Genomic DNA, 22,502 nt, shown 5'->3' on the forward strand with positions numbered 1-22,502 from the left:
TACGCCCGCGGCGCTCTGCGCGGGACCGTCCAATGAACCGCCGTACTCTCCTTGCCACCATGATGATCGGAGCCACCTGCATGTCCGCGAGCAATCTGGGAGCCGCCGTCCCGCAGGAGCGGGACGCCACGGTAACGGTATCGGGTGTCGAGATCGCGTGTCGTTTCACCATGCCGCAAGGCACACCGCGCGGGGCCGTTCTGCTCGTACCCGGATCGCTCTACAGCGACGTGGACGGCAACTATCCGTCGATGAACATGCGTCCTCACGCCTATGCGGATTTGGCGCAGCAGCTCGGCGCGCACGGCTTCGCCGTGCTACGGATGGCGAAGATCGGACCAGGCACCGGCTCACGGACGATCGATGCCAACGCTGCTCTCCGACACATCGACTTCCTAACTCGGGTCGAGGTCGCGCAGGCCGGGCTTGATCTACTGCGCCGCACCGTAACTGTGCGGCCGGTTATCGTGGCGGGACATAGCGAGGGGGCGGTTGTCGCTTCCCTGCTCGCCGCCGGTCTCGCCGCTAAAAGCATCGATGGCGTTGTCAGCCTATCCGGCCCAGCCTTGCCGATCCTGTCGATCATTCGTGCGCAGGTAGCTGCGATGACACCGCCGGGAATCGTGCCCGACATGACGGTGTTCGACCGCATGGTCGATGCTATCCGAGCGGGCCATCCACCATCGGATGACGCGAAATCCAATCCACAAACAGCAATGCTTGCCTCATTGCCGGAGCAGGGAATCTCTTATCTGCGCAGTGCGGATCGGATCGACCCGATGGCGGCATTGGCAAAGGTGCGTCAGCCGGTGTTGATTGTTCAAGGCGGTCGTGATGATTCCGTCCCGCCGTCTCACGCGGATTTACTGCGCGCAAGCCGAGGCAACTTATCGACCGAAGTCACGACGTTCCCAAACCTGACACACTTCTACAAGGTCGCGCCTGCTGGCATGTCGCCGATGCAATCAATGGCTCTCGACACACCGAGCGATCCGGCTGTGGCTGAGGCAATTGCTGAGTGGGCAAGCCGCCTACCGCGGCAATAGCCACCGTTTCGATAGCGGTCGGATCGTCGTCGACCGGACTGCGACATTCATCCCGCAAGGCTTAGCGTACGTTTTCGGACATCCTCTCGCCGGTCCCCATATCCGCTTGCCTTCTGCAGCCGCGGCATCGGTGAACGCGAAACGTCCGGCATAGAACGCCAGCGCCCACCGATCCTCCGACGGCAGCGACGCAAAGCTCTGCATCGCCGTGCCATCGATGCCCTGTCCGATGACCTGATAAAGTGCGAACGCGCTGCGCTGGCGTGCCCGTACAATGTCGGTGAACGCGATCGGCGGCGTAGTAAGCTTCGCGGCGTCGGGTCCGCGTCCGTCTCCGCTCATCCCGTGGCAGCTGGCGCAATTCTGCGCGAACAGCGTGGCGCCGCGCGCCAGGTCCGGCGCACGAGCGGGCGCGAGCGGAATCGGGTAGGCCTTAAGCAGGTCAGCGGCCAGACCATGCGCCAAGCCAGCGACAGCTTCGGGGGCCGCCTTGGCGGCGATGACGGCCTTGAGACGCGTCGCGCCGGCGACGAGGCTCGCCTTGGCCGGTGATGGCGGCAACGCCGCAATCCGCTCGGCAACGGATATCGAGAATTCGGTCATCTCCGCGTATTCCGACGCGCTCTTGATCCGCCCATTGGCGACCGCGCCGCCATAGTCGACTGCCAGATAATCGAGCAGGCGCCACGCGGTCGGCACATCGGCGGTCTGCGCGTTGGCAATCCCGCCCATGAAGACGCAAAGCAATGCCGCGAGAAACGTCCAGAGGGGTCGGATCGCGCGCGGTGATTGGGCTCGGTGGGAGTTGGATCTTCGCATCCGCCCTTGATAAAGCCTCTAGCCGCTAGAGGGTCAAGTAGTTTTGCGAATTAGTTGCAATAGCGATCGATATCACCCCTCGGCAGTCTTGGGCTGCGAAATGTCGGGGCCGAGCGACTCGATGATCCGGCATTCGGAAATCGATCCGTGGCCGCACTGCACGATCAGGTTGCCGAGTTCTGCGCGCAGCGTCGTCAGGTCGGCGAGCTTGCGGTCAATCTCGGCCAGGTGCTCGCGAGCGATCAGGTCGACGGCAGAGCACGATATGTCCTTCTGGTCGGCAAGGCCGAGCAGCGCCTGGACCTGTTCAAGCGAGAAGCCGAGCGCGCGCGCACGCCGGATGAAGCTCAGCCGCGAAAGGTGCGCCGGTGAATAGGACCGGTAATTGCTGGCGGTGCGCTCGGGTGCCGCCAGCAGGCCAACAGATTCGTAATAGCGGATCGTCTCCACCTTGGTACCGGTGGCGGCGGCGAGCTTGCCGATGCTGAGCGATGGTTGCTGCATGGATCGCCGTCCTTTGGAACTTCTACCGTTTATAGGATTGGTCGCTAAAAATAGTCGAGCGGATCAACCGCCTGATTTTGGAGCTCGGGGTTCGCCCTGACAGCAAGGGTTCGCTCCGATGGGGGGGGGGAACAAGTCCAAAAGGCTGGACGAAAGGCCGAAACTTGGATGTCGAAACGAAGTCATAAGCGTCCGGATCTGGGTCTTTTCTGCTGCATACGCCACCAGCGCACCATTTCAGTTCATGGGCCGGGGCGAATGATGACATTACGGTCCCCTGATCATTTCGTGGATACGCGCATCGAGTGCGTCTACCGCGAACGAACGAACGAACAACTTTCGCGTGGCGTCACCCAAGCAGCGGTCCGACGATCGCTGCCACGGTCGCGCTGGCCCGGCGCTGTCGCAGGACACGGCGATCGCGTCCGCCTTCTTCGTCGTCTCCGGGATCGGCGTCGAATTTCGCAAAGGCGACCGGACCATCCTTACGATAGCCCTCGGTCTTGTCATCATCGCAAAAATGCGTTGCGAGCAGGCCGAGCGCGGAGTGGATGGTTTCGCGGTGCCTGGTTTCCAGCGCGTTGCTGAAGGCGGCGATCGTTGCCTCTGTGCCGCCTTCGACATGGTTGAGGCAATAGACGAGGTCATGAGCATCCTTCGGCTCGAAGCGACTCTCGAACGCGAACGCCTTCAGGCAGGTGAAGCTCACGACGTCGGCGTATCGGACGGTTTCCGTGACGACGCCGTTGTCGCCGAGCAGTTCGGCGGTGATCTCGGCGCTCTCGTAGAAGTCGAACACCATGGAGGCATGCGGGATGTTGAGCGCCGAGACTTTACCTTTTGCGGGAAGCTCCTGGACCTTGCCGCCGGCACGTTCCGGATCATCTGCGAGGAATTCGAGGATCATGGTGGTGCCGGTTTCGAGCGTGGTCTTCCAGCGCCATGACTGTTTGCGGCCCTCATCATTTTCGGCGCGATCAAAGCCCATCATGCGGAGATTTTCTTCCAGCGTCCGATAGGCCTCCGTGTCGGCCAGGATCGCAAGGTCGACGACGACATCGACGTCGCCGGTGCCAGCATGCGCCGGCACTTCGGGCGGACGTGCACGCACGAGATAGCGCGGGGTGAGGCCGCCGACGAGGAACACCGAATCCTTCCACGGGCCAAGGCCCCGCAGGAGCGTGACCAGCACGCGCTCGCACGCTTCGGTGACGGCATTGTCATAGCCGCCAAAGGTCTTCGGCTTGCTCATCAGGGCTTGAGCCTTTCCGCGCGCAGATGCGCCGCCATCTCCTTGGATCGTCCCGACCCCTCGAGCAGATCGAGATAGACTTGCAGCACCGGCGCAAGCGCCACGCCGTCGATCCGCTCGCCCACCGTAACGTCGCCGCGCGAGCGTGTCTCCATAACGCCGAGATTCCATCCCTCGCTGACTGGCCGGGCGTCCAGAAGGTCAAGGATCTGCTTTTGAAATGGGCCGGGAAGGATGCGGCATTTGAGCTGGGAGATGCTGGAGAGATAGGGCGCATAAGCTTGTGCTGCGGCTTCGCCGGTAACGGCATAATCCGCGCCGCCGCAGACTTGATCCAACCGCTCCGACAGCGTGCGAATGTCAGTTAGCGGAACGTAATAGCGATCGATCTTGGCCGGCTTCTGCTCGAGGATATACTTCTGCCAAGCGTCAAGCACCTCCTCGGCTGCGCGCAGGCGGCGCAGCTTGGATGGGCCGGAGCCTTCTACCTCGACCCACTCGCGACGCTCCATCTCGGTAAGCGTGGAAGATGCCGTCGCTGGCGAGACTTCGGTTGTCTCCGCAAGCTCCTTGACGCTCAGCCATGCATGGCGACGTTCGAACACTGCCATGACGACGCGCGCCTTTTGCCCCTGAAAGACGGATTCGAACACTTTGCGGGTGGTACGAGGGGGCGGTCGATCGATGAAGACGAACGCATTGGGGGCTGGGATGTAGAGCGTACCGCCAAGGTCGTAAAAGCCGATGCCTTCCTCGCGCAGGATGTTCCGCGCGCCCGGCGAGATCGCGCGGGCGACGAAGAACGGCAAAACAGGACGGCCATCGGTGGGGAGGTGGGCGGCGTTGGTTCGAAGCTGCCACACGGATTCGCGCACATCGCGGGGAAAAGCATCGCGCTTAGCTTCGACCAGCAATTGCATCGGCCGTCCACCCACGACGATATCGACGAGCGCGTCGGCGCGTCCATTGCGGCCGATCGGAACCTCCCGCGCTCGCACGATGGCCTGCCCCTCGGGCAATTTGCTGATCGCGGTGACCAGACTCTCCAGCAACTCGCCTTCTTCAATCTCGAATTTGAGCATATTTGATGTCCAGTGAATATGGTCCAAATAGCGAATCTTCGCTAATATGTCCATATTTACTGCGCAGGGAATTTGGGCTGGAGGATTAGCGGGATCGGTTCCGCTCCGGCGGCTTGTGATCACGTCCTTGCCGAGCTTGCAACACGCGTTCCGCTGCGGGCCCACGCTCAGGACCGCGTTGTACGGACGCACCGGTATCGCGAACGACCGCGGGCTGGATCGTCCGACCGGCTGCCACATGGGCATCGAGTTGGGCGCGCGCGACCGTCATCACCCGCGTCACCGCCTCGGGGTTATCAAACAGGGTGCGCCGGATCACCGCCTCCATGACGCGCATTTGACTATCGACGGCGCGATCGTTGGGCAGCGAACGTCCATCGACGCGCTCACCGGGTTGGCGGGCAGGGGCAGGGGACTCTTCCGATCGCCGCGCCGAAGCCGGGTGGCGGCTTTCAGTGGCATCGCGCGCGACCATCGGTGCAATCGTGTTCTTGCTCGCGTCGCTGCGCAGCCGGTCGAGCTCCTGCAGATCACGATCATTCGGCTTATAGCCCCGGACTTCGAGCCCCTTTTGTCCCGCCTCCAACCACACCGATCGCCGGAATGCCTCGGTTCCGGTGACATGGATTCTGTCCCACGAACGATGCTGGGCGATCGCGACAAGATCCTTCACCACCTCCTGGCTCTCGGTCGCCGTGACCAGTCGACGCCCCTGATCGCGAAACGCCGGATCCTTCGTTTCCGCTGAGGTAAAGTATGCGGGATCGCCCGACCATTTCGCCTTGTCGGCATAATAGCGTTTGCGCACCGCCTCGGGCATGTCACCCGCCTCGACCGAGGGAGCTTTCAGCTTCTTGTCGGTCCCGACCTTGCGCTCCGTGACGCCTGGGTCCTCGGTCTTTCGCTCCGCGCCCTTCGATTGCCCGACAGCTTCAGGCTCGGCCATGACGCCTCCAGACGCTACCCTTTTGCTGCGATCCTTGTCGTCGATGGCGACGCCGTTGGTCCTGCCGCGCGCCTTGGTTGCCGGCGCCTTCTCCTTATCGGCCATGGTCATGCCTCCCAGTCACTAGCGCTTCAGAAAGGTCGCCATCGTCCTCCGGCTCAATCGCCGCGCGGGCGGTCATCGCCATCACGAAATCAAGTGCCGCCTTCTCGTCGCCGGGCGGCGGCAACGCCTCAAGCTCACCCAGCACCAGCATGTCATCGGTGATCTCGGCATAGCCGGACAGTTCATCGTCGGTCAGAGTGCGCGTCACGACGGGCTCTTCCTTTGGGGGTGGCGGCGCGTGCAGGGCGGCGCGCTTCGCTTCAATCGCCTGCGCGAGGGGGTCGCTACCGGTCGCTGCGCCTGCCTGTGTCGGGTTGGATTTGGGCTGGCGCATCAGGATCAGCCGCGGCGCGACCTTCGGCGGATCGGATATTCTGTCGGTGAAGCGCTTTAACCGGAAATACTCGATCTTGCGCGCGCGAACCGGCGGAATGCCACCACGCAGCAACAGCAGATCGCCCTTGGGCATCTGCATCAGCTCTTGCGGCATCATCAATGCACGACGCTGGTCGGACTCCGAAATGCTGCGATTGGCGAGCATCCCGTGGATCGTGCGGCTCTTCGATTTCACGCTCATCGTGAAGAAGCCGAGCCGTTCGGACAACTCGTTCGCCACCCGCAATTCCTTGGGCGTGAACACCACCTCCAGGCCGCAATTGGCGATGATCTCGTCGGTGACGTCGGGGCCGTATATGCCGCGCGGCTGCGACCGGCTCTGGATCACCGGCAACAGCCGCAGGCCGTATCCCGCGACATAGGAAAAGGCGGACGCGATGACGGGGGCCTTGCCCAGGCGCGCAAACTCATCGAGCAGGACAAGAACCGGCACCTGGCCCCCGGTCGCTGGCAGTTCCCGCGTGTTGAGGTCGATCAGTTGCTGGAGGAACAGATTATAGACCGGTGCGATCCGGTCGATATTGTCCGGCGAGACCCCCAGATAGATCGAGATCCGCTCGCGACGCACCTGCCGCAGATCGAAGTCGGTCTCCGAAGTCGCCGCGTCGACATAGGGGTTGAGCCACAGATTGAGCTTGGATGTGATCGTCTGCTTGATACCGGAAAAAGTGTTGTCCGACGCGGAAGTGAAATCGCTCAGTGCCGAAACGCATGCCTGGCTCAGCCGCTGCCCGCGCTTCTGTGCTTCCTCCACGACCTTGGGTAGTTCGACCTTGGGATCGCCCTCCGTCAGCCGTCGGTAAATCTCGCCGATCGTGAAGGGCAAAGCCGGGTTGGCCGCCACCAGCGCGCCCACCCCCACAAACGCCGCGCGGGCGGCCTCGGCCCAGAAGGGATCGGACTTCTCAGGCGCGGGGAATAGCATTCCGCCGATCTTCTGGAGTTCGTTGATCACCTCGGTGTCGTCGAGCCGGTCAATGAAGCTCAGCGGATTGTAGCGAGCTGACCGGCCTTCGGGGTCGAGCGGATCGAAGAGATGGACCTTTTGCCCATGCCGCGCCCGGAACCCTGCGGTGATGTCCCAATTCTCGCGCTTTACATCGAGTACAACAACCGAGTCCGCCCAGCTTAGCAGATTGGGGATCACGACGCCGACACCTTTACCGGCACGGGTCGGTGCTTCGAGCAGAACGTGCTCGGTGCCTCCAAAAACGAGATAGCGGCCGCCTTTTTGTCCTACGATGATCCCGGACGTGCTGCGCAAATGCTCGCGCCGGATTTCGCCCTCGTTTGCAAAGCGTGCCTCGCCGTGCAGGGAGCGGCCGCGCTTGAGAATGACAAGCAGGATCACGAACGCGGTGGCGCCGCTGACCAGCGCGCCGCGCTTGAGCCAGAGGTGCAGGAGCGGATCACCGCGATAATACCAGAGCCACGCCGGCACGGCCGAGACGTCCATCTGCGGCCCGATCTGTTTGAGGCCGACCAGCGCGACCAGCACGGCGCAGAGCGCGCATGCCAAAAGCGCCGCTGCAAGAATCCCGGCAATGATCGCGACCTTAGTGAGCGGCCGCGCGTCCGACAGGCGGATCAAAATACACCTCCTCGACTTCGAATTTGCCGGCGCGCTTGCGCGTCTGGACGACGACATCGACCAGCATGCGGAGCAGGCCACGAATGTCGTCACGGGCGAGATCCCGGCCGCCCTCGGACTCCTTCACCAACAAGGTCAGCTGTTCGAAGGCGCCCATCGCCGAGCCGGCATGGACCGTCGTAATCGATCCGGGGTGGCCCGAATTGACGTTGCGCAGATAGAAAAAGGCCGTCCCGTCGCGCAGTTCCTGTAGCAGGATGCGATCGGGCCGCATCCGCAGCGCGCTTTCGAGCAGCTGCTTGGGGCCGACCTTGGCCAGGCCCTGTCGTTCGCTTGAATAGACCATATGAACGACGTTGCGATGCTCGACGACGAGCTCGCGCGTATCCTCAATCGTCAGCAGCCGTTCCTCGGGCGGGATCAGCTGGATCAACGCCTTGGCGAACGTGGTTTTGCCCGAACCGGTCGCGCCGCTGACCAGGATGTTCTTGCGGGCGGCGACGGCCGTTCGAAAGAAAGCGGGCCAATCGCCGAGGTCGCGCTGCGCGATAAGCTGGGCATCGACTTCGCCAAGGCCTTGCGCCGCAGCGCGCGTGCCCGTGAAGAGGCCGACCCGCGCGAGTTCGTCGATCGCGAGGGTTACGCGCGAAGGCTTGCGGACGGTGAAGGACGGCGCACCCGTCGGCGTCACCGACGGGATCACGATCTGGCAACGCTCGCCCCCTGGCAGGATTGTCGAGCAGATCGGCGTCTCCGCATTCACGTCCTGTCGGGTAAAGCTTGCGGCCGCAACGGCGAGGGTCGCGAGCCATTCGCTGTCGAGTTCGGGGACAGTGTGCCAATGCCAGCCCAGATGGTCCTCGATTCCGACCTCGCCGGGCTTGTTTATCACAAGCTCGGTGACCTCGGCCGGCTCGAGCAGCGGCAGGATCGGCGCGAGGTAATGGCGAAGGACCGCGGTGTCGCTCACGTTCAGCGCCGCAGCTCCAGATTGTAGACGTCGGCGAAGTTGAAATCCTTGGCGACGAAGATTCCGACCTCTTCGCCCTGGTTCTTCTTCAGAACGGGTCTGATGTTGATGCTGTTCTGTAGCGCGATCCCAGCGCCCTCGCTCGGCGTCCGTGTGGTGTTGTTGAAGTTGTTGCTGCCACCCGAAACCGATTGCCCCGCGATGTAGGCGGCGTCATCGACCAGCGAGAGCAGCAGCGCACTGCCGAACCGCGCCCAGAAGAAGGTGTCGACGGATCCGGCGATGCCCGCGCGGCCAAGCGCGTCCGAGCCCGGCGAAGCCAGGTCGATGCGAACCCCCTGCGGCGTGACCGCGCGCGTCCAGAGCACGAACAGACGGTTCTGCCCTTGCTGGATGCCGCCATGATACTCGCCGAGCACCTTCGTGCCCTTCTCCATCAAGACGACACGGCCATTTTCGGAATAGACGTCGCGCGGGATCAGGCAGGATGTGTAGCCGGGTTGGGCCGAATTCATCGCGGTTTGCAGGATGCACGGGATCAACGTGCCGGCGGTGACGAGATAGTTGCGATTGGGGAGCATCGCTGCGCGCGCTTCCCCGACGGCCGAGCTCTGCCGCAGCGCATCGAGCGCATTCGGGGTGCCGCGGGCGCCTGGTGCTGCCTGCCCGTCACCGCCGCCCGCCTCGCTGGGGTCAGCCGGCGCGCCATTGGCAGCGGCCGAACCTGGGATCGGCGCGCGACCGCCATAAGCGATCAATGTCGATCGCCGCGCCTGGTCTGCCAGGTTCTGGCCTTTGGTCGGTGCGGTCGCCGTCGGCGCGGCCCCAGGCTGCATTGCCGGTACAATCTGACCGTCCGGGCCGACGTCGCGGGCGCCGGGTGGCGGGTTGATGACGGGCGCATTCGGGTCCGGGACCGCGCCCAGGGGTTTCGGCCGGACCGCGACCGCATCATAGGCAACCGTCTCGCGCGCTGCCAGATCGGTGCGTCGGGCGGTAGCCTCGGGCTTTGCCATCAGGTTGCCAGCGGTCTTGCTACCCGTTCCTGAATTTACCCACAGAATGCCGAGCACCATCGCGGTGCCGGCAAAGATCAGGGCACCGTTTCGCTTCGCCGGCGTCATGCCACCGATCGGATCGATGCCGCGTTCGCGGACGATCTCGTCGCGTTCCGGGGTCGGATCACCCTGTGGGCGACGGCGGTCTTCTGGCGCAAATTCGTCCATCGCGCTCACTCCTTCGGGTCTTGCATGGTGCGCTCGACGTGCGGCGATGCGGTGTTCGTGCCGTGATCGATGCCGTAAGGTGTCGGGGCCAGGTTATAGATGCAGAGCACTTCCCGGTTTCGCCGCAGTCGGAGTTGGGCTGTGACAATGTGCACGACCACGAACTCGTCCCGAACGTCGAAGGGGACCAGCGTCTCGGTCCCATCTGGTCGCACCATGTAAATGGCTGGGATCTCGTGATTGCCGGGGAAGCGCAGAACCGTGAACTGGCCATTGTCGGAAATCTCCGATGGCTGCAGATCGCTCGATCCCTGGACCTTGTAGTTCAGATTGCGCGGACCCTCGATCACGCCATGGTCGAGGGCTCCCCGGACGACGCTTGCCTGCAGCGCTGCCACGCGCTGCGCCTCCCGTGTCGCCTGCATACGCGCCGCGCGCTCGGCCTCGTCACGCGGAGACCGGAAGCGAACCTGAAAATAGGTATTGGCGCTCTTGCTGCTGATCGGTCCTCGACGCGCGGTAAGCTCGAAGGCGTAGTTGCGGAGCTCACCGCCCCGATTGGTCGTGACGATGAGGTTGGTCGGCCCCGCACGTTCGCGTGGTTTCAGGAACAGGATATGGCCAGCGACAGCAACTTCCCACGACACCGTGTCGCCGAGCGCCACATGCTCAATCGTCTCATCGGCACCGAGCACGATCTGGGTCGCGGTGCGGAAGGTGCCGACAATCCGGTAGACCTGCGTTTCCTGATACTCGACGAACTTTACGCGCGGGTCCGAGGGGCCGCCGCGCGGCGTATCCTCGGCAAGGGCAGGGGCAGCGATCAGCGCGACAGCGCTTGCGAGGCAAACGAGCCGGTTCACCGCACCACCTCCGGGTCGGCCCGGTAGTTCTCGACCTGAAAGCCTAGCGGATTGCGGTAGCGATCCCCTTCGGCCATCGGCGCGTTCGTATACCGGAACGTCACGGTCGCGATCCAGTCGGTGCTCTGCGTGTCGGTGTCGGTCTGGACCGTGCGCGTGAAGCGCACATTGGCGACGCGATCGTTGATAAAGGCGATGTTGCGAACGCGTGCCTGGACGGTCGCACCCTTGCCCCAGACGACCTGCGGGCTGTTTTGATTGTTTGAGCTGAAGAAGCGGCCCCAGCGCTGCTGTTCGCCAGGCTCGGACAAGATCGTGACCGCTCTGAAATTCTCTTCGGCCGCAGCCGACAGCCAGCTCTCGCGTGCCCTGACGTACTGGGCCAGGAAGAATTTCGTCACCGCCTCGTCATAGCGCATCGGCTTTTGAGTGAGCGTGGTCTGGACGTCGACGGCGCCCGTCGTTTGGTTGACCCGGATGATATAGGGCATCACCGTCTTGAGCGGAGCAAGTCCGGCGAGAGCGAAGCCTTCGGCGGCTGACACCAGCAATGCCAGGGCAGCCACGATCCACGCAATGCGTTCGGAGCGCAACGATTTGCGCTGCCGGTCCTGGTCCCAGGACCGCGCCTGACCGAAATAGAGTTCTGCGTCCTTCGCGGGTACGCCCTCGACCTGGCTGCGCATGGTCAGCAGCTCCCATGATTGCGGGGCGCATCCCGCATGGAGGTCTTGTCTGGCGCGGGAACCGGAACCGGTGGCGGCGCTGATGCACCTTCGGGCGGTTGGATGACCGGCGGGACAGGCGGCGGGGCAGGGGGCGCTACGACGCCCGGGATCGGCGAGCCGGGTAGGACGCTACCGTAAATATTCACGTCGCGCAGGTGCTTCCCGTTACAGACGGGCAGCTTTTTCGGGCCAGAAGCCCCGCTCGACATGGAAGGAAGGATCATCAGCAGTGCGACCGAACTGCGCAGGATGTGGATGGGCGTTGATGAACTCGTCATGGAATTTTCCCTGGTCATAAGGCGCGGCTGACCGAACCACCGCGACCGGCGGCACGTTCGAGATTGCGGCTATTGCGTGTGGCGCGGGCTTGCTGGAACGGTGCAGCCATGGTTCCCCAAGCGGACCCCGCAAAAGCTCCGACCCCGGCCGCAGCGCCGCCGGCGATGCCCGTCGCGATCGACGGCGCCTGGAAAAAGAAGATTGTGCCGAGGAAGATATATACCGCGAACAATACAGCGCCGATCGTCACGTCAGGCGTGCCTTCGGCCGCGGTCAGTGCTGTAGCGCCGAGATCGGTGATCAGGGCCGTGATGGCGATGATCACAGCCATCAGGACGATGTAGTTGAACACCTGTCCCAGCCACCCGTAGAAGAACCGGCGGGTGGTCTCGAACAGCGACAGCGCGATAAAAATCGGCCCGAGCGCGATCACGACGGCGAGCGCCACCTTTGCGAACACGGTGATCGCAAACCCGATCGCCGCAGAGAGGCCCGCTAAACCGTAAATCGCTACCGCCAGCGTGAGCAGGACGAGCTTCCAGGGGTTGATGTCGAGATAGGTCGCGGCTTCCGTCCGGATGATCAGGACGATGGAATCGACCTGCCCGAAGTAATCGTCGAACACCGCACCGACGCTGGTGATGGTCTTGCCCGCCAGCGCCTGGGAGATTGCATCCGGCATCCCGTGGAAAAGCGGGTTCGTGATCCACTCCGAATAAGCGACCGTCGTGGCCGCAACGTAGAGCAGGCACAGCTTCACCATCCGGTAGACCAGCTCGCCCCAGGGCTCGCTGACGATACCGCGCATCACCATGTACCCATACAGCGCGATGTAGATGACCAGGCCAAGCGCCAGCGGTCCTCTCACGACCTCAATGACGTTGTTGAGACGCTCGTTGAGGAAGAGATCGAGCTTCCCGTCGATGTTGGTATAAATATCCGCGAAGAGTGTGGACGCCATGGCCAGTATCCTCGCTTATTTGTGACCCAGCGAACGCTCGAGCTTGTCAGCGTTCTCGACGTCCTTGGCGTTGCTGCACTCCTGGGCATCGTTGTGAGTGCCGTTGGCGCAGGCGGCCAGGATTGCAGCGCGCTGCTTGGGATCGGACTTCAGCTCGGCCTTGCCGACCAACTGCCCGCAACCACTCAGGAGTGTGGCCGTCAGAGCAGGGAGGAACGCAGCGATCCCCTTCACGGCCGGCTACTCAGGCTCTGCTGAAGTTTGGCGAGGCCGTTTTCATCATCTCGCTGCGAACGCAGTCTCGCCTCGGCGGCCTGCCGCATCTGAAGCGCCTGAAGCTGGACGGCGTCGTTCTGAATATGCGCGTTTTCGACGCCAATCCGCGCCTGAATGTCCATGACTTCTTTCGCGTCTGAGGCGCTGTCGAGTGAGGAGCGAAGCTCCTCGAGACCGGTCGTCCGCTGGGCGGTGACCCCGTAAGCCGCTTCGGCGATCGCAGCGTCGCGAGCGGCCATCTCGCCATTTTGTGAGATCGAATCTCGGTTGGACCGTTCGAACGCCGTCGCGCCCGGTCGAAGGTCCGGCAGTTCGATGCGGTTGCTGCTGCGGATCCGGGCGGCAGACGAGCCCAGGCTCCCCAACCCGGAAAAATCGGACGACATCAATCGCTGGATGTCCCGAGCTTCGCTTGGAAGAAGGTGGCGAACGGCGTCGGTATTGAGCGAGGACGCTATCTGGTTGACGTTCGTAAGCTTGTTGACGCTGTTGTAGAGTTCGGTTGCCTGCGAAATCTGCTGCTTGCCCTGCTCGATCATCGACAGCGTGTTTTTCACCGTCGAGAGCGTCTGCAAGAACGTTGCGGTGTCGTGGACGGGTATCCCCTGCGCATACGCCGGCGCCGACATTGCCAATGCGCCGACGATCGCCATCGTTCGAATTGCCTTCATGACCTTATCCTTTCCTTCTGGTGGTTGCGCGCCGACGCTCGTGGAATGCGGGCAGCCAAGCGCTGGGATCATCGCCATGCTCAGCCCGGACCTGATCGAGGATGCCGACCGTCTCAGTGGTGCCCGAGAGGACGGCCAACTCGTCCGACAGACCGCCCAGGTCGAGTTCCACAACGATGGAATCATGGCCCTGCTTCACCAGGAAGCGCCGGCTTTCGGGAATGAGGTCGTTCCTGATGAGCTTGAATTCGGCGCGTGTAAGACCGAGGCCATCGATATAATCGACCTCGCGGCCATAGGGATTGGGCAACAGGATCTTGGTCGCGACCTGTTCCATGATGCTGTGCGAGATGTCCGAGCGCAGTGCGTCGGCCGGGCTCTGGGTGCCGAACACCAGAAAGGCATTCTGCTTGCGGTAGGTCTTCAGCCCGTCTTGCGCGAAGGCGCGGAAGGCGTCGTCGCCGAGTGCCTTCCAGAACTCGTCGATGTCGATCACAAGCCGGCGACCGTCGAGCAGCGCATCGATGCGGTGGAACATGTACATCATCAGCGGCGTGCGGATCTCTGGATTATCGAGGAAGTCCGTCATGTCGAAGCCGATGAACCTGGCCTCGAGCGTCAACTCGTCCCGGTCGTTGTCGAACACCCACCCTAGCGCCCCGCCGCGTGACCATTTCTCCAATCGCGCGCCGATCCCTTCGGGATCGCGCTGTCCAAGCAGCTGGCGCAGCGCGAGAATTGACCGTTCTTCTGGAGGGAGACGCCCGATCGAGAGGATACCCTCGTCGATCATCCTCTCCTGGGTAACGCCGAGCTGCAATCCAGCTGGCGTCACGAGATGCCGGATCAGTCTGCCGAGGAAGACAATATTGCCGGGCGTCTGATCGAGCGCGCGGACCGGGGCGAACCCGGTCGGCACACCATTGCGCAATGCGAGGTAGGTGCCGCCCGAGGATCGGACATAGATCTCCGCGCCGCGATCCTTGTCGATAAAGATCTGCTGCGCGCCAGTCTTCTCGAGCTGCGCCATCAGGAAGTTCTGCACCACGGTCTTGCCACCACCCGAGGGGCCGATGATCAGCGTGTGGCCGAGATCGTTCACATGGAAGTTGAAATAGTAGGGAGATTGGGCAGCGGTCTTCATCAGCGCGATCGCCGCGCCCCAGTGATTGCCATCGGGCTTTCCGGCCGGGAAGGTATGGAACGGCGATAGCGCTGCGAAATTGCGCGACGTGATCGCGGCCGGCCGCGCCCGCCACGAGAAGTTGCCGGGTAGCTGCGACCAGAAGGCAGCTTCAAGCGCCGGGCCTTCGCGCGCCGATACAAGACCGGCGTCCGCCAGCGCAGCCCGAGCCGTCGACAGGTTCTCGGCCAGACGCTTCTGGTTTTCACCGAATACCGCGAGAGAGAAATGATGCTCGCCGAGCACAAACCGATTACTTTGAAGGTCGTCGGCTGCATCCGCCAGTTCGATTGCCTGGCTGGCAGCGGCATCTTCGGTCGATGCCATCTGGTTCTGACGCCGACGCAGCCGCTCCGACGCCCGTGCCTTGCCCATGAACGCGAAGGATTGCGTCACGACGAACGCAAAATCCTGTGAGAGCAGGGCGTTCATTTGCCCCGGCCGGGTCATGGCCGGATACTCACGAATGCCGAACAAACCGACGAAGCGACTTTCGTCATGCGCGCGCACCTCGACTGTCTCCCGGCCGAAGATGACGCGCTCACCGTAAATGGCGGAGCCCAGATGACCACGTACGAGCGGGACGCGCGCCGCTCGGCCCATCATCACGAGCTCCAGCACCTCAAGGGGCTGCGAGAACATCAGGCCATTATGTTCGTAGAGGCTGAGCCTGAGTGGCCGGCATCGGGCCAACAGCTTCTCGATGTCGCGCGCCTTGTCCTCAAAGCGCGCAAGTTCGTCTTCGTCGACCTCTTCGCCCTCCTTGCGGGCAGTAGAGAGGCGGCGCAGCAAAACCCCCGTGCGATCAGCCGAACCAACGGACGGGCGCATGATCAGGGTCAGATACAGTTCGTTGACGAACATACGCTTGGCCGTGACCCGGGCGCGGTACTTCGCGTCCAGATCTGCTGCGAAATCCGACCGGAACTCTCCTTGCGGATAATCGGTAATTGGGCGGCGCACGATGTGGGTCCAGATCGCGAGACGATCGTCGGCAATGTTGCGCAGCGTGCCGTTCAGCTTCTCGTGCCAGTCGTTGAGATGGAGGGGGTCAGCCGTCTCGAACGCGAGACCGTCGAGCTTGAACATCATCATCAGATCGCGGCCATCAAGCGCGATGACGTGATCGTCGATATGGCGCGCATAGGGGAGGTAACGCGCGGGGTCGGCCTCGTTCTTGAGGATTCGCCAAGGCGTTCGGGCTGACGTGGCACCGAGCGAGATCGCGCCACTAGCCACGAGCGAACCCCTAGGTCGTCAGCAACAGGGCCTTGTTGCTGCGTCTCGCCAAATCGACATTGTGAACCAAGGCAAACCACCGGAAGCCAGATTCTCTGACGATGGCATCGACTAGCGCCGACAATTCATCGAGCGTCTCTGCGTGCTTTGAGCGTTGCTCGAATTCGCTGATCGCGGCCAGCTGCCCGTTGTCGCAAACGTTTGTCATGACGACGATTTTGGGTCGAGGAATCAGTCGATCCACCCCCAAGTCGTTGAACAGGAGCAAAAATACGGCGAACTGCGACCGGTTCTCAACTCCTCCGGCCGGCGGCACGACTGACCGCATCTCAACGACTTATGGGATCCTGGTAGCTCGCGCGTGGTGCGGCAATTCCGTCACCGCGCCAGCAAAAGCCTGAGGCCCGGCACGTCGATACGTGCCCATTGCTGATCTGCCGTAACAACGGGCAACCCTTCGGCGATCGCCAGGGCCATGCAGGTTCGATCGCCGAGGCCGCTGCCGAATTCTTTAGTGACAGGGTAGAGGCTGGCGGCTGCAATGGCGTCGTCCCACCCATGCGGACGCACCTCGAGATGCAATGCATCCAGCATCGCCAGCGCAGCATCGATCGGCACGTCGCGGCGTAAGAGGCCCTTGATTACTTCCTGAAAATTGACCGCCGATATGAGCCCGTCGCCAATATACTGCGCGACAACGTTGGCACCCGGCTCATCGCGCAGCAACGCCAATATCGCCGAGGCGTCAAAAACGATCGATGCCATGCCTAGTCGAGGTCTTCGCGTGCCGCTTCGGCCCGGCGCTCGGCGATGAAGTCATCAACCGGAAGGTCGTTCGTCGCGTGCTGGCGGTACAGGTCCTGAGCGCGTTTGATGCTCTGATGCATCGACGTGAGCTTCACATTGTCGCCGTCGATCGACAGCACTAAGACGCCTGCGCCTGTGACGCCAAGCGCCTTGCGCGCCGAACGCGGCAGTACCATGCGGCCATTCTCCGCAATCCGGATGTCCATAGTTTCGTGCACGAATGACACCTCATTCAAAAGGGCATGAACCGTACTTATGCCATTTTATAAAGAATGTCTATCTATGTCCTATGACGATGGCTCTGCCGAATTGCCGGTGGAAGTCGATAATCCCTGTCTGTCAGACGGCCGATCGTTTCTGCGAAAGAGACGCTTTACGGGCTGACCAACGAGCGCACAGCCCGTGCGCACCGCATCAATCGATCGGTCCGATAATATATCTTATGTTAAATATATCAATGGTTTATGCAGCTTTTCCAAGCGCTCGCTTTACAGAGGGCGCAATCGTATAGACCGCCTCTCGACCGGCTCCGCGGTTTTCGTGGTCGACGCGGTAGCCTTGATAGTGCCGATGCAGCAGTCCAGCACGAACCAGATCCGACACGGCACGGCTGACGTTAGTGCGGCCAGAATGACGAAGCCTCGTACGCACCTCGTCAGCAATCATCTGCTTTGCGCAAGTTACATCGGTCGGTAGCGCGCCCCTGCCGCTCAGATCCGCGCGGACCTGCTCGACCACGGCAAGCCGGCGCGCATCGCGTTGCGCCATCGGCATCAGGGCGTCGCTCAGCCAGTCCCTGACCGGGATCGCGCGCGCGCCTTCGCGGATATAGGGTCCGGCACTGTCGGACTCGCCTGCAGCGCGAGCGATGAGGTTCAGCACCATGAAGGTATATCGCGGACGCGCCGAAATGCGGGCCAAACGCTCCAAGACCGAAGGCAGATCGAGATCGTTATCCCTTCCGCCGGATGATGGACCAGATTGCCGCGGCGCGCTCTGTGTCAATTTGCGAGGCGTGACCGGACCAGCGCTCAACTTGCTGGCATCGGCGACGATGTCCTTCGCGAAGAGGTCGGGCTGGAACATGGAACATTACAAGCACAGCCGTACTGATTTGTGAATCCACTACCTGCAATGTGCTGATTTTTAGCCACTAGTGACACTTTACCAGACCTCGCAGGTAAAGTGTCACCCGTGGGCTTTCCCGGCCGCAGATGCCGCCCCAGTTTAGCTGCCTGAGCCCCGGATTCGCGCTCGGGATCGACCAGGCCTTGGTGTAATGGCGTTGCCTGCGCGGCCGATGATCGGCGCGTAAAGTCGGACAAACGCATGGCGCGCAAACATTCGAAACACGGTTCATACGAAGACCTGAATCGCGACGATGAGGCGCCGGCGACAGTAGCGCCTTGCTGGCTGTGCGGTCGGCCTACTGGCAAAACCGTCATCTGGCACCATCCTGTGCCGAAAAGTCGGGGTGGGCGCGATATCGTGCCCATGCACCCCATCTGCCAGCAGACGGTGACAGCCAACTTCAGCAATTCCGAACTCGAGCGGCACGGCATGGATGTGGCGGCCCTGCTGGCCAATCCCGCCATCCGCAAATTCGTTGACTGGGTCGTCAAAAAGGACCCTGACTTTACCGCCACAACGACCAAGAAGCAGCGCTAGTACGACTGCGCCTTCACGACCCAAACGCTGCCAATCAAGTCGAGCTTATCGCCGCTTGGGCGCGGGCGCTGGTTCGGGTGCAGCAAACAGCTCCTTTCACAGGTCTCAAATCCGTAGGCTGAACTCAAGGGGTGATTGCTTGTCCGCCTATGATCCTCTTTGCTGTCGGCCGGGTGGCTTCGACTGGCCGGTTTGGGGCGGATCGCGGATAAGCTAAGGACGGCCATGGACTTTGATCAACTGCTCATCCATTTGTTCGGCACCGACGAGATCGCCGACCTTGCCCCTGAACAGCTCGCCGAAGGCATCGACCGCCTGCGGGTCCAGTTCGGGCTTGAGCAGGATCGTGGACGCCGTTTCGCCCTCTGGTGCTTGGCTTACATGCTCGGCACTGCGCCCGACCTCGATGTCGCCTTCAAGGACGAAGCGGATCGGAACTCGGCGCGCGACTTCATGGACACCGTCGACCGCCAAATAGAGAAGGGCAGCTGAACGATGACGACAGTACTCAAAAGCACCGCTGATGTCGGATGAGTATGCCCATGGTCGGCGAGATGGATTGCGGCTCGCGCTAGCAGTTCTGGCGGCGGAAGAGGCAAAATGGGCGGCGCTACTAGGCGAAAGCCCGTCGTGGCGGACCAACGCGACCCGCGAGGTGAGGCACAAGGCGCTTCAGGTCGCGCAGAAGCGAATAAAGACAGTTTTGAACCGGCTCACGCCGAAGGCCGATGGCCAGATTGATCCGGAGTTCGCCTCTGCCCTCGAAAAGGTAGGACTATAGCGGCCGACCGTTTCGACCCACAAACGACCATTCAGGGCTGATGCCGTGAATCCAGAAACCGGACGTTCGTTCATGGAAATGTATCAACTTAGCCACCGGGCGGGGACCTTCGGCCTGAGATTCTTGGGGCGAGAGGTTGTAGTCATTCGTTGTTGCGACCGCGAATGGCCGTTATTGTCAATCAAGGAAGCAATAACTGACCTAACGGACAACATCGAGCTCGACGTTCCTAGCCCTACTGTGGGGTATATATTATTCGCGAATTGGGCATTTATCTCGTCATTATTTCATCGAAACCGATAGACCCGCAGCGACGAAGAAAACCTTGTCGGCAGTAGCTGCGACGCATTGATGCAACCGGCCCGCCTCGTCCCGAAAACGCCGTGCCAACGCATTGTCGGGCACGATGCCGAGGCCGACCTCATTACTGACGATCACGAGCGGACAGCGCGCATTGCCTATGGCAGACAGGAGTCTATCGCTCGCCTGTATGATGTCGACGTCTGACAAAAGCAGATTGCTCACCCACAGGGTCAGGCAATCAACGAGCACGACATTTCCGTCGACCGCTTCCTTCCCGATCGCTTCGGGCAGGTTGATCGGACATTCGACGGTACGCCAGCGTGGACCGCGATCCGCGCGGTGGCGCGCGATCCGCTCGGTCATTTCTGCATCGAAGGTCTGGCCTGTCGCCAGGTAGACCGGTGCAACCGTTTGGCTGTCGGCCAATTTTTCCGCCAGTTCTTGCGCCAGCCGGCTTTTGCCCGATCGCGCGCCGCCCAAGAAAAACACGACGTTCGCTCCGGTCACTCTTGTCCTTTCTCATCCCAACGAATATCGACGCCAGGCGACAGGTTTCCAGAAATGGAAATAATAGGGAACCCGGAAGCTGATAATTTATCTGCAAGCCGGGGCTGTGCCCGCAACTGTGACCGGATAGCGGTCGCTCCATATGCCACTGGCGGCCTTGGCTGCTGGGAAGGCGGGGCGGACGTGACGACCCGGGAGCCAGGAGACCTGCCTGTCGCGGTCGGTCCTTTGTGCCAACGGGGTGTTTGGCATGATCGGGGGAAAACCTCGCGTGACGACATCGATGGAGGTGGCGCGCGTGAGGGTTCAGACCATTTCGCTCTACGTGAGTCCGTGCCGCTGGCGCGTGCAACCTCGCTTTGTTCAAAAAGGAGGTTCCATGCGTTACCCATTTGTTGCTCTGCTAAGCGCAATCAGCCTGTCCTCGCCCGCCTATGCCGGTGAAGCGCCAGAGCCGGAAAGCGACGAAGCGATCGTCGTCACCGCCAACCGCACCGCACAACCGCTGTCACGCGTCGGCCAGTCAGTCAGCGTCGTCGATGCCGCAGAAATCGCCCGTCGCCAGACAGCAACTGTTGTCGATATTCTGCGCACGCTGCCCGGCGTTTCGATTGTTCGCAACGGCGGCATTGGCACGGCGACGGGAGTGTTCATCCGTGGCGCCGAGAGCGACCAGACCGTGACATTGATCGACGGCGTCAAGCTCAACGATCCGTCGTCCCCAGGCGGCGGCTTTAATTTCGGCAATCTCCTGGTCGGCAATATCGATCGGATCGAGGTGCTGCGCGGATCGCAATCGGTGCTGTGGGGCAGTCAAGCAATTGGAGGGGTCATCAACATGATCACCCGGCCACCAACCGACGCCCTGGCGATCAACGCGCGCGCCGAATATGGCTATCGCAACACTGGGCAACTGGTCGGCAATATCTCTGGCAAGCTGGGGTCGCTCTCGGCGAGCGGCGGCGGCGGCTATCTGCGCACCGATGGCATCTCGACCTTTAGCGAAGCTCGCGGCGGCGCGGAACGCGACGGATATGAAAATTACGGGGCCAACGCCAATCTGAAGCTGGCGCTGAGCGACCAGTTTTCGCTCGATGCGCGCGGCTGGTATTCGAATGGCACCGTTGGGATTGACGGCTTTCCGGCACCGAGCTTTACTTTTGCCGATACGAGGGAGATCGCGAAAACGAGGGAAATCGTGGGCTACGCCGGTGGCAACGCAGCCTTTTTTAGTGGTCGATTCCGTAATCGTCTAGGCTTTGCCTACACCGACACACGCCGCCGCAATGATGATCGCGGCACCGAGACATTTGCCGCAAAGGGCCGCAACGAACGGCTGGAATATCAGGGGATTTTCGAGATTGCCGACGGCTGGCAGGCGACGGCCGGGCTGGAGCGCGAGACTTCGCGCTTCATTTCGTCCAGCTTTGGCGCCGCGCCGTCCATTGGTCGGGCGCGACTGGACAGTGTCTATGGCCAGCTGGTGGCGACGCCGGTTGCCGACCTGACGCTGACTGGCGGGGTGCGACAGGACGATCATGACCGTTTCGGCGGGGCAACCACATTTGGCGCAAGCGGTGTGTTTCGGCTTTCTGGAACTGGTCTGACCCTTCGCGCCAGCTATGCGGAGGGCTTCAAGGCACCATCGTTGTTCCAGCTACAGAGCAATTTCGGCAATCAGGCGCTACGCCCCGAACGCGCCACGGGATGGGATGCAGGCATCACCGAACGCGCGCTGGGCGGCAGACTTGAAGCCGGGATCACCTATTTCAGGCGCAACAGCACCGACCTGATCAACTTCATTTCTTGCGTGCCGCCATTGACGGGCATTTGCACCAATCGAGCGTCGGGCACCTACGACAATGTGGCGCAAGCGCTGGCAGATGGGATCGAAATCAGCCTGGCGTTGCGCCCGATCGAGACGCTGCGCGTGCAGGCCAATTACACCTATACGAACGCCGTCAATCGGTCATCGGGCAGCGCCAATTTCGGCAAGTTTCTGGTACGCCGGCCACAGCATAGCGCGACGGTGCTGATCGATTATAGTTGGGGGGTCGGGCTCACGACCGGGGCCACGCTGACCCATGTCGGCACCAGCTTCGACAATGCCAGCAACAGCCGCAAGCTACAGGGCTATGTGTTGGCCGATGTACGCCTGTCCTATCCGGTAACCCCGCGCATCGCGCTTTATGGCCGAATCGAAAACCTGTTCGACGAGCGCTATGAAACCGCTTTCCGCTTTGGGCAGCTAGGTCGCGCTGCTTATGTCGGCGCGCGGTTCACTTATTGATGGGGCAGC

General features: G+C 62.0%; 23 protein-coding genes, 1 pseudogene and 1 riboswitch. Of the genes and pseudogenes, 5 read left to right on the plus strand and 19 right to left on the minus strand.

Annotated elements, in window-relative coordinates:
- Window positions 1-32: 32 nt before the first annotated feature.
- Window positions 33-1,046 carry an alpha/beta hydrolase gene (locus tag AX676_RS10380; RefSeq protein WP_066478340.1) on the plus strand — a complete coding sequence of 338 codons (1,014 nt, stop codon included), beginning with the start codon at window positions 33-35 and terminating at the stop codon, window positions 1,044-1,046.
- A gap of 96 nt (window positions 1,047-1,142) precedes the next feature.
- Here AX676_RS10380 and AX676_RS10385 read toward each other — a convergent pair.
- From AX676_RS10385 to AX676_RS10470, 18 genes and pseudogenes are all read right to left on the minus strand, one after another.
- Window positions 1,143-1,778: pseudogene (locus AX676_RS10385) on the minus strand (c-type cytochrome); the annotation flags it as partial.
- Between the two features lie 159 nt (window positions 1,779-1,937).
- Complete coding sequence (locus AX676_RS10390; protein ID WP_066478347.1) at window positions 1,938-2,369, minus strand: MerR family transcriptional regulator; 432 nt, start codon at window positions 2,367-2,369, stop codon at window positions 1,938-1,940.
- Window positions 2,370-2,718: 349 nt separating this feature from the next.
- Window positions 2,719-3,621 carry a hypothetical protein gene (locus AX676_RS10395; RefSeq protein WP_066478350.1) on the minus strand — a complete coding sequence of 301 codons (903 nt, stop codon included), beginning with the start codon at window positions 3,619-3,621 and terminating at the stop codon, window positions 2,719-2,721.
- Window positions 3,621-4,703, minus strand: coding sequence for a MarR family transcriptional regulator (locus AX676_RS10400; protein ID WP_066478352.1), 1,083 nt, complete (start codon window positions 4,701-4,703; stop codon window positions 3,621-3,623). The genes AX676_RS10395 and AX676_RS10400 overlap by 1 nt, the downstream gene beginning before the upstream one ends.
- Before the next feature lie 85 nt (window positions 4,704-4,788).
- Window positions 4,789-5,760 carry an LPD7 domain-containing protein gene (locus AX676_RS10405; protein ID WP_231726172.1) on the minus strand — a complete coding sequence of 324 codons (972 nt, stop codon included), beginning with the start codon at window positions 5,758-5,760 and terminating at the stop codon, window positions 4,789-4,791.
- Window positions 5,744-7,741: a type IV secretory system conjugative DNA transfer family protein gene (locus tag AX676_RS10410; protein ID WP_231726173.1), complete on the minus strand. Its 1,998-nt coding sequence runs from the start codon at window positions 7,739-7,741 to the stop codon at window positions 5,744-5,746. Before AX676_RS10410 ends, AX676_RS10405 begins: the two co-directional genes overlap by 17 nt.
- On the minus strand, window positions 7,707-8,711 hold the full coding sequence (gene virB11 / locus AX676_RS10415) for a P-type DNA transfer ATPase VirB11 (protein WP_066478355.1): 1,005 nt from the start codon (window positions 8,709-8,711) through the stop codon (window positions 7,707-7,709). The genes AX676_RS10410 and virB11 overlap by 35 nt, the downstream gene beginning before the upstream one ends.
- 2 nt (window positions 8,712-8,713) lie before the next feature.
- On the minus strand, window positions 8,714-9,937 hold the full coding sequence (gene virB10 / locus AX676_RS10420; RefSeq protein WP_066478531.1) for a type IV secretion system protein VirB10: 1,224 nt from the start codon (window positions 9,935-9,937) through the stop codon (window positions 8,714-8,716).
- Window positions 9,938-9,942: 5 nt separating this feature from the next.
- The gene (virB9, locus tag AX676_RS10425; RefSeq protein ID WP_066478357.1) at window positions 9,943-10,800 is read right to left on the minus strand and encodes a P-type conjugative transfer protein VirB9; all 858 of its coding nucleotides are present in this window, start codon (window positions 10,798-10,800) and stop codon (window positions 9,943-9,945) included.
- Window positions 10,797-11,486 (minus strand): virB8 family protein, encoded by a 690-nt coding sequence (locus tag AX676_RS10430; protein WP_066478360.1) that lies wholly within the window; start codon window positions 11,484-11,486, stop codon window positions 10,797-10,799. Before AX676_RS10430 ends, virB9 begins: the two co-directional genes overlap by 4 nt.
- Window positions 11,487-11,820: 334 nt before the next feature.
- On the minus strand, window positions 11,821-12,768 hold the full coding sequence (locus AX676_RS10435) for a type IV secretion system protein (protein WP_066478363.1): 948 nt from the start codon (window positions 12,766-12,768) through the stop codon (window positions 11,821-11,823).
- 15 nt (window positions 12,769-12,783) lie between these two features.
- Window positions 12,784-13,002, minus strand: coding sequence for an EexN family lipoprotein (locus AX676_RS10440; protein ID WP_066478372.1), 219 nt, complete (start codon window positions 13,000-13,002; stop codon window positions 12,784-12,786).
- Window positions 12,999-13,715 (minus strand): type IV secretion system protein, encoded by a 717-nt coding sequence (locus AX676_RS10445; RefSeq protein WP_066478374.1) that lies wholly within the window; start codon window positions 13,713-13,715, stop codon window positions 12,999-13,001. The genes AX676_RS10440 and AX676_RS10445 overlap by 4 nt, the downstream gene beginning before the upstream one ends.
- Window positions 13,716-13,719: 4 nt before the next feature.
- Window positions 13,720-16,137 (minus strand): VirB4 family type IV secretion/conjugal transfer ATPase, encoded by a 2,418-nt coding sequence (locus AX676_RS10450; protein ID WP_066478376.1) that lies wholly within the window; start codon window positions 16,135-16,137, stop codon window positions 13,720-13,722.
- A gap of 10 nt (window positions 16,138-16,147) precedes the next feature.
- A complete protein-coding gene (locus tag AX676_RS18085; RefSeq protein WP_066478392.1) occupies window positions 16,148-16,465 on the minus strand; it encodes a hypothetical protein in 318 nt (105 codons plus the stop codon).
- Between the two features lie 50 nt (window positions 16,466-16,515).
- Window positions 16,516-16,902, minus strand: coding sequence for a type II toxin-antitoxin system VapC family toxin (locus AX676_RS10460; RefSeq protein ID WP_066478394.1), 387 nt, complete (start codon window positions 16,900-16,902; stop codon window positions 16,516-16,518).
- A gap of 2 nt (window positions 16,903-16,904) precedes the next feature.
- Window positions 16,905-17,120, minus strand: a complete 216-nt coding sequence (locus tag AX676_RS10465) for an AbrB/MazE/SpoVT family DNA-binding domain-containing protein (RefSeq protein WP_156437689.1) — start codon at window positions 17,118-17,120, stop codon at window positions 16,905-16,907.
- Window positions 17,121-17,406: 286 nt separating this feature from the next.
- Window positions 17,407-18,030, minus strand: a complete 624-nt coding sequence (locus AX676_RS10470; RefSeq protein ID WP_197417146.1) for a hypothetical protein — start codon at window positions 18,028-18,030, stop codon at window positions 17,407-17,409.
- A gap of 243 nt (window positions 18,031-18,273) precedes the next feature.
- Between AX676_RS10470 and AX676_RS10475 the strand changes: the two genes are divergently transcribed.
- The 3 genes from AX676_RS10475 (at window position 18,274) to AX676_RS17315 (ending at window position 19,393) form a co-directional block, all read left to right on the plus strand.
- Window positions 18,274-18,612 (plus strand): hypothetical protein, encoded by a 339-nt coding sequence (locus AX676_RS10475; protein WP_066478398.1) that lies wholly within the window; start codon window positions 18,274-18,276, stop codon window positions 18,610-18,612.
- Window positions 18,613-18,837: 225 nt separating this feature from the next.
- The gene (locus AX676_RS10480) at window positions 18,838-19,104 is read left to right on the plus strand and encodes a hypothetical protein (protein WP_066478536.1); all 267 of its coding nucleotides are present in this window, start codon (window positions 18,838-18,840) and stop codon (window positions 19,102-19,104) included.
- Window positions 19,105-19,135: 31 nt separating this feature from the next.
- Window positions 19,136-19,393, plus strand: coding sequence for a hypothetical protein (locus AX676_RS17315; protein WP_082731095.1), 258 nt, complete (start codon window positions 19,136-19,138; stop codon window positions 19,391-19,393).
- A 282-nt stretch (window positions 19,394-19,675) separates the two neighbouring features.
- On the opposite strand, the gene cobU is transcribed toward AX676_RS17315, so the two are convergent.
- Window positions 19,676-20,203 (minus strand): bifunctional adenosylcobinamide kinase/adenosylcobinamide-phosphate guanylyltransferase, encoded by a 528-nt coding sequence (cobU, locus tag AX676_RS10485; protein WP_066478402.1) that lies wholly within the window; start codon window positions 20,201-20,203, stop codon window positions 19,676-19,678.
- Window positions 20,204-20,228: 25 nt separating this feature from the next.
- A riboswitch (cobalamin riboswitch) is annotated at window positions 20,229-20,432 on the plus strand.
- A gap of 21 nt (window positions 20,433-20,453) precedes the next feature.
- On the opposite strand from cobU, the gene AX676_RS10490 reads away from it, so the two are divergent.
- On the plus strand, window positions 20,454-22,493 hold the full coding sequence (locus tag AX676_RS10490) for a TonB-dependent receptor plug domain-containing protein (protein ID WP_331709239.1): 2,040 nt from the start codon (window positions 20,454-20,456) through the stop codon (window positions 22,491-22,493).
- The last annotated feature ends 9 nt before the right edge of the window (window positions 22,494-22,502 follow it).

It is taken from the genome of Sphingomonas sp. CCH21-G11 (assembly GCF_001555965.1).
Lineage (GTDB): Bacteria > Pseudomonadota > Alphaproteobacteria > Sphingomonadales > Sphingomonadaceae > Sphingomonas.

Coding starts and splice junctions, on each gene's coding strand:
- AX676_RS10380 (WP_066478340.1), top strand. CDS start 33: ATGAACCGCCGTACTCTCCTTGCCACCATGATGATCGGAGCCACCTGC.
- AX676_RS10390 (WP_066478347.1), bottom strand. CDS start 2,369: ATGCAGCAACCATCGCTCAGCATCGGCAAGCTCGCCGCCGCCACCGGT.
- AX676_RS10395 (WP_066478350.1), bottom strand. CDS start 3,621: ATGAGCAAGCCGAAGACCTTTGGCGGCTATGACAATGCCGTCACCGAA.
- AX676_RS10400 (WP_066478352.1), bottom strand. CDS start 4,703: ATGCTCAAATTCGAGATTGAAGAAGGCGAGTTGCTGGAGAGTCTGGTC.
- AX676_RS10405 (WP_231726172.1), bottom strand. CDS start 5,760: ATGACCATGGCCGATAAGGAGAAGGCGCCGGCAACCAAGGCGCGCGGC.
- virB10 (WP_066478531.1), bottom strand. CDS start 9,937: ATGGACGAATTTGCGCCAGAAGACCGCCGTCGCCCACAGGGTGATCCG.
- AX676_RS10430 (WP_066478360.1), bottom strand. CDS start 11,486: ATGCGCAGCCAGGTCGAGGGCGTACCCGCGAAGGACGCAGAACTCTAT.
- AX676_RS10435 (WP_066478363.1), bottom strand. CDS start 12,768: ATGGCGTCCACACTCTTCGCGGATATTTATACCAACATCGACGGGAAG.
- AX676_RS10445 (WP_066478374.1), bottom strand. CDS start 13,715: ATGAAGGCAATTCGAACGATGGCGATCGTCGGCGCATTGGCAATGTCG.
- AX676_RS18085 (WP_066478392.1), bottom strand. CDS start 16,465: ATGCGGTCAGTCGTGCCGCCGGCCGGAGGAGTTGAGAACCGGTCGCAG.
- AX676_RS10460 (WP_066478394.1), bottom strand. CDS start 16,902: ATGGCATCGATCGTTTTTGACGCCTCGGCGATATTGGCGTTGCTGCGC.
- AX676_RS10465 (WP_156437689.1), bottom strand. CDS start 17,120: ATGGTACTGCCGCGTTCGGCGCGCAAGGCGCTTGGCGTCACAGGCGCA.
- AX676_RS10470 (WP_197417146.1), bottom strand. CDS start 18,030: ATGTTCCAGCCCGACCTCTTCGCGAAGGACATCGTCGCCGATGCCAGC.
- AX676_RS10475 (WP_066478398.1), top strand. CDS start 18,274: ATGGCGCGCAAACATTCGAAACACGGTTCATACGAAGACCTGAATCGC.
- AX676_RS10480 (WP_066478536.1), top strand. CDS start 18,838: ATGGACTTTGATCAACTGCTCATCCATTTGTTCGGCACCGACGAGATC.
- AX676_RS17315 (WP_082731095.1), top strand. CDS start 19,136: ATGTCGGATGAGTATGCCCATGGTCGGCGAGATGGATTGCGGCTCGCG.
- AX676_RS10490 (WP_331709239.1), top strand. CDS start 20,454: ATGATCGGGGGAAAACCTCGCGTGACGACATCGATGGAGGTGGCGCGC.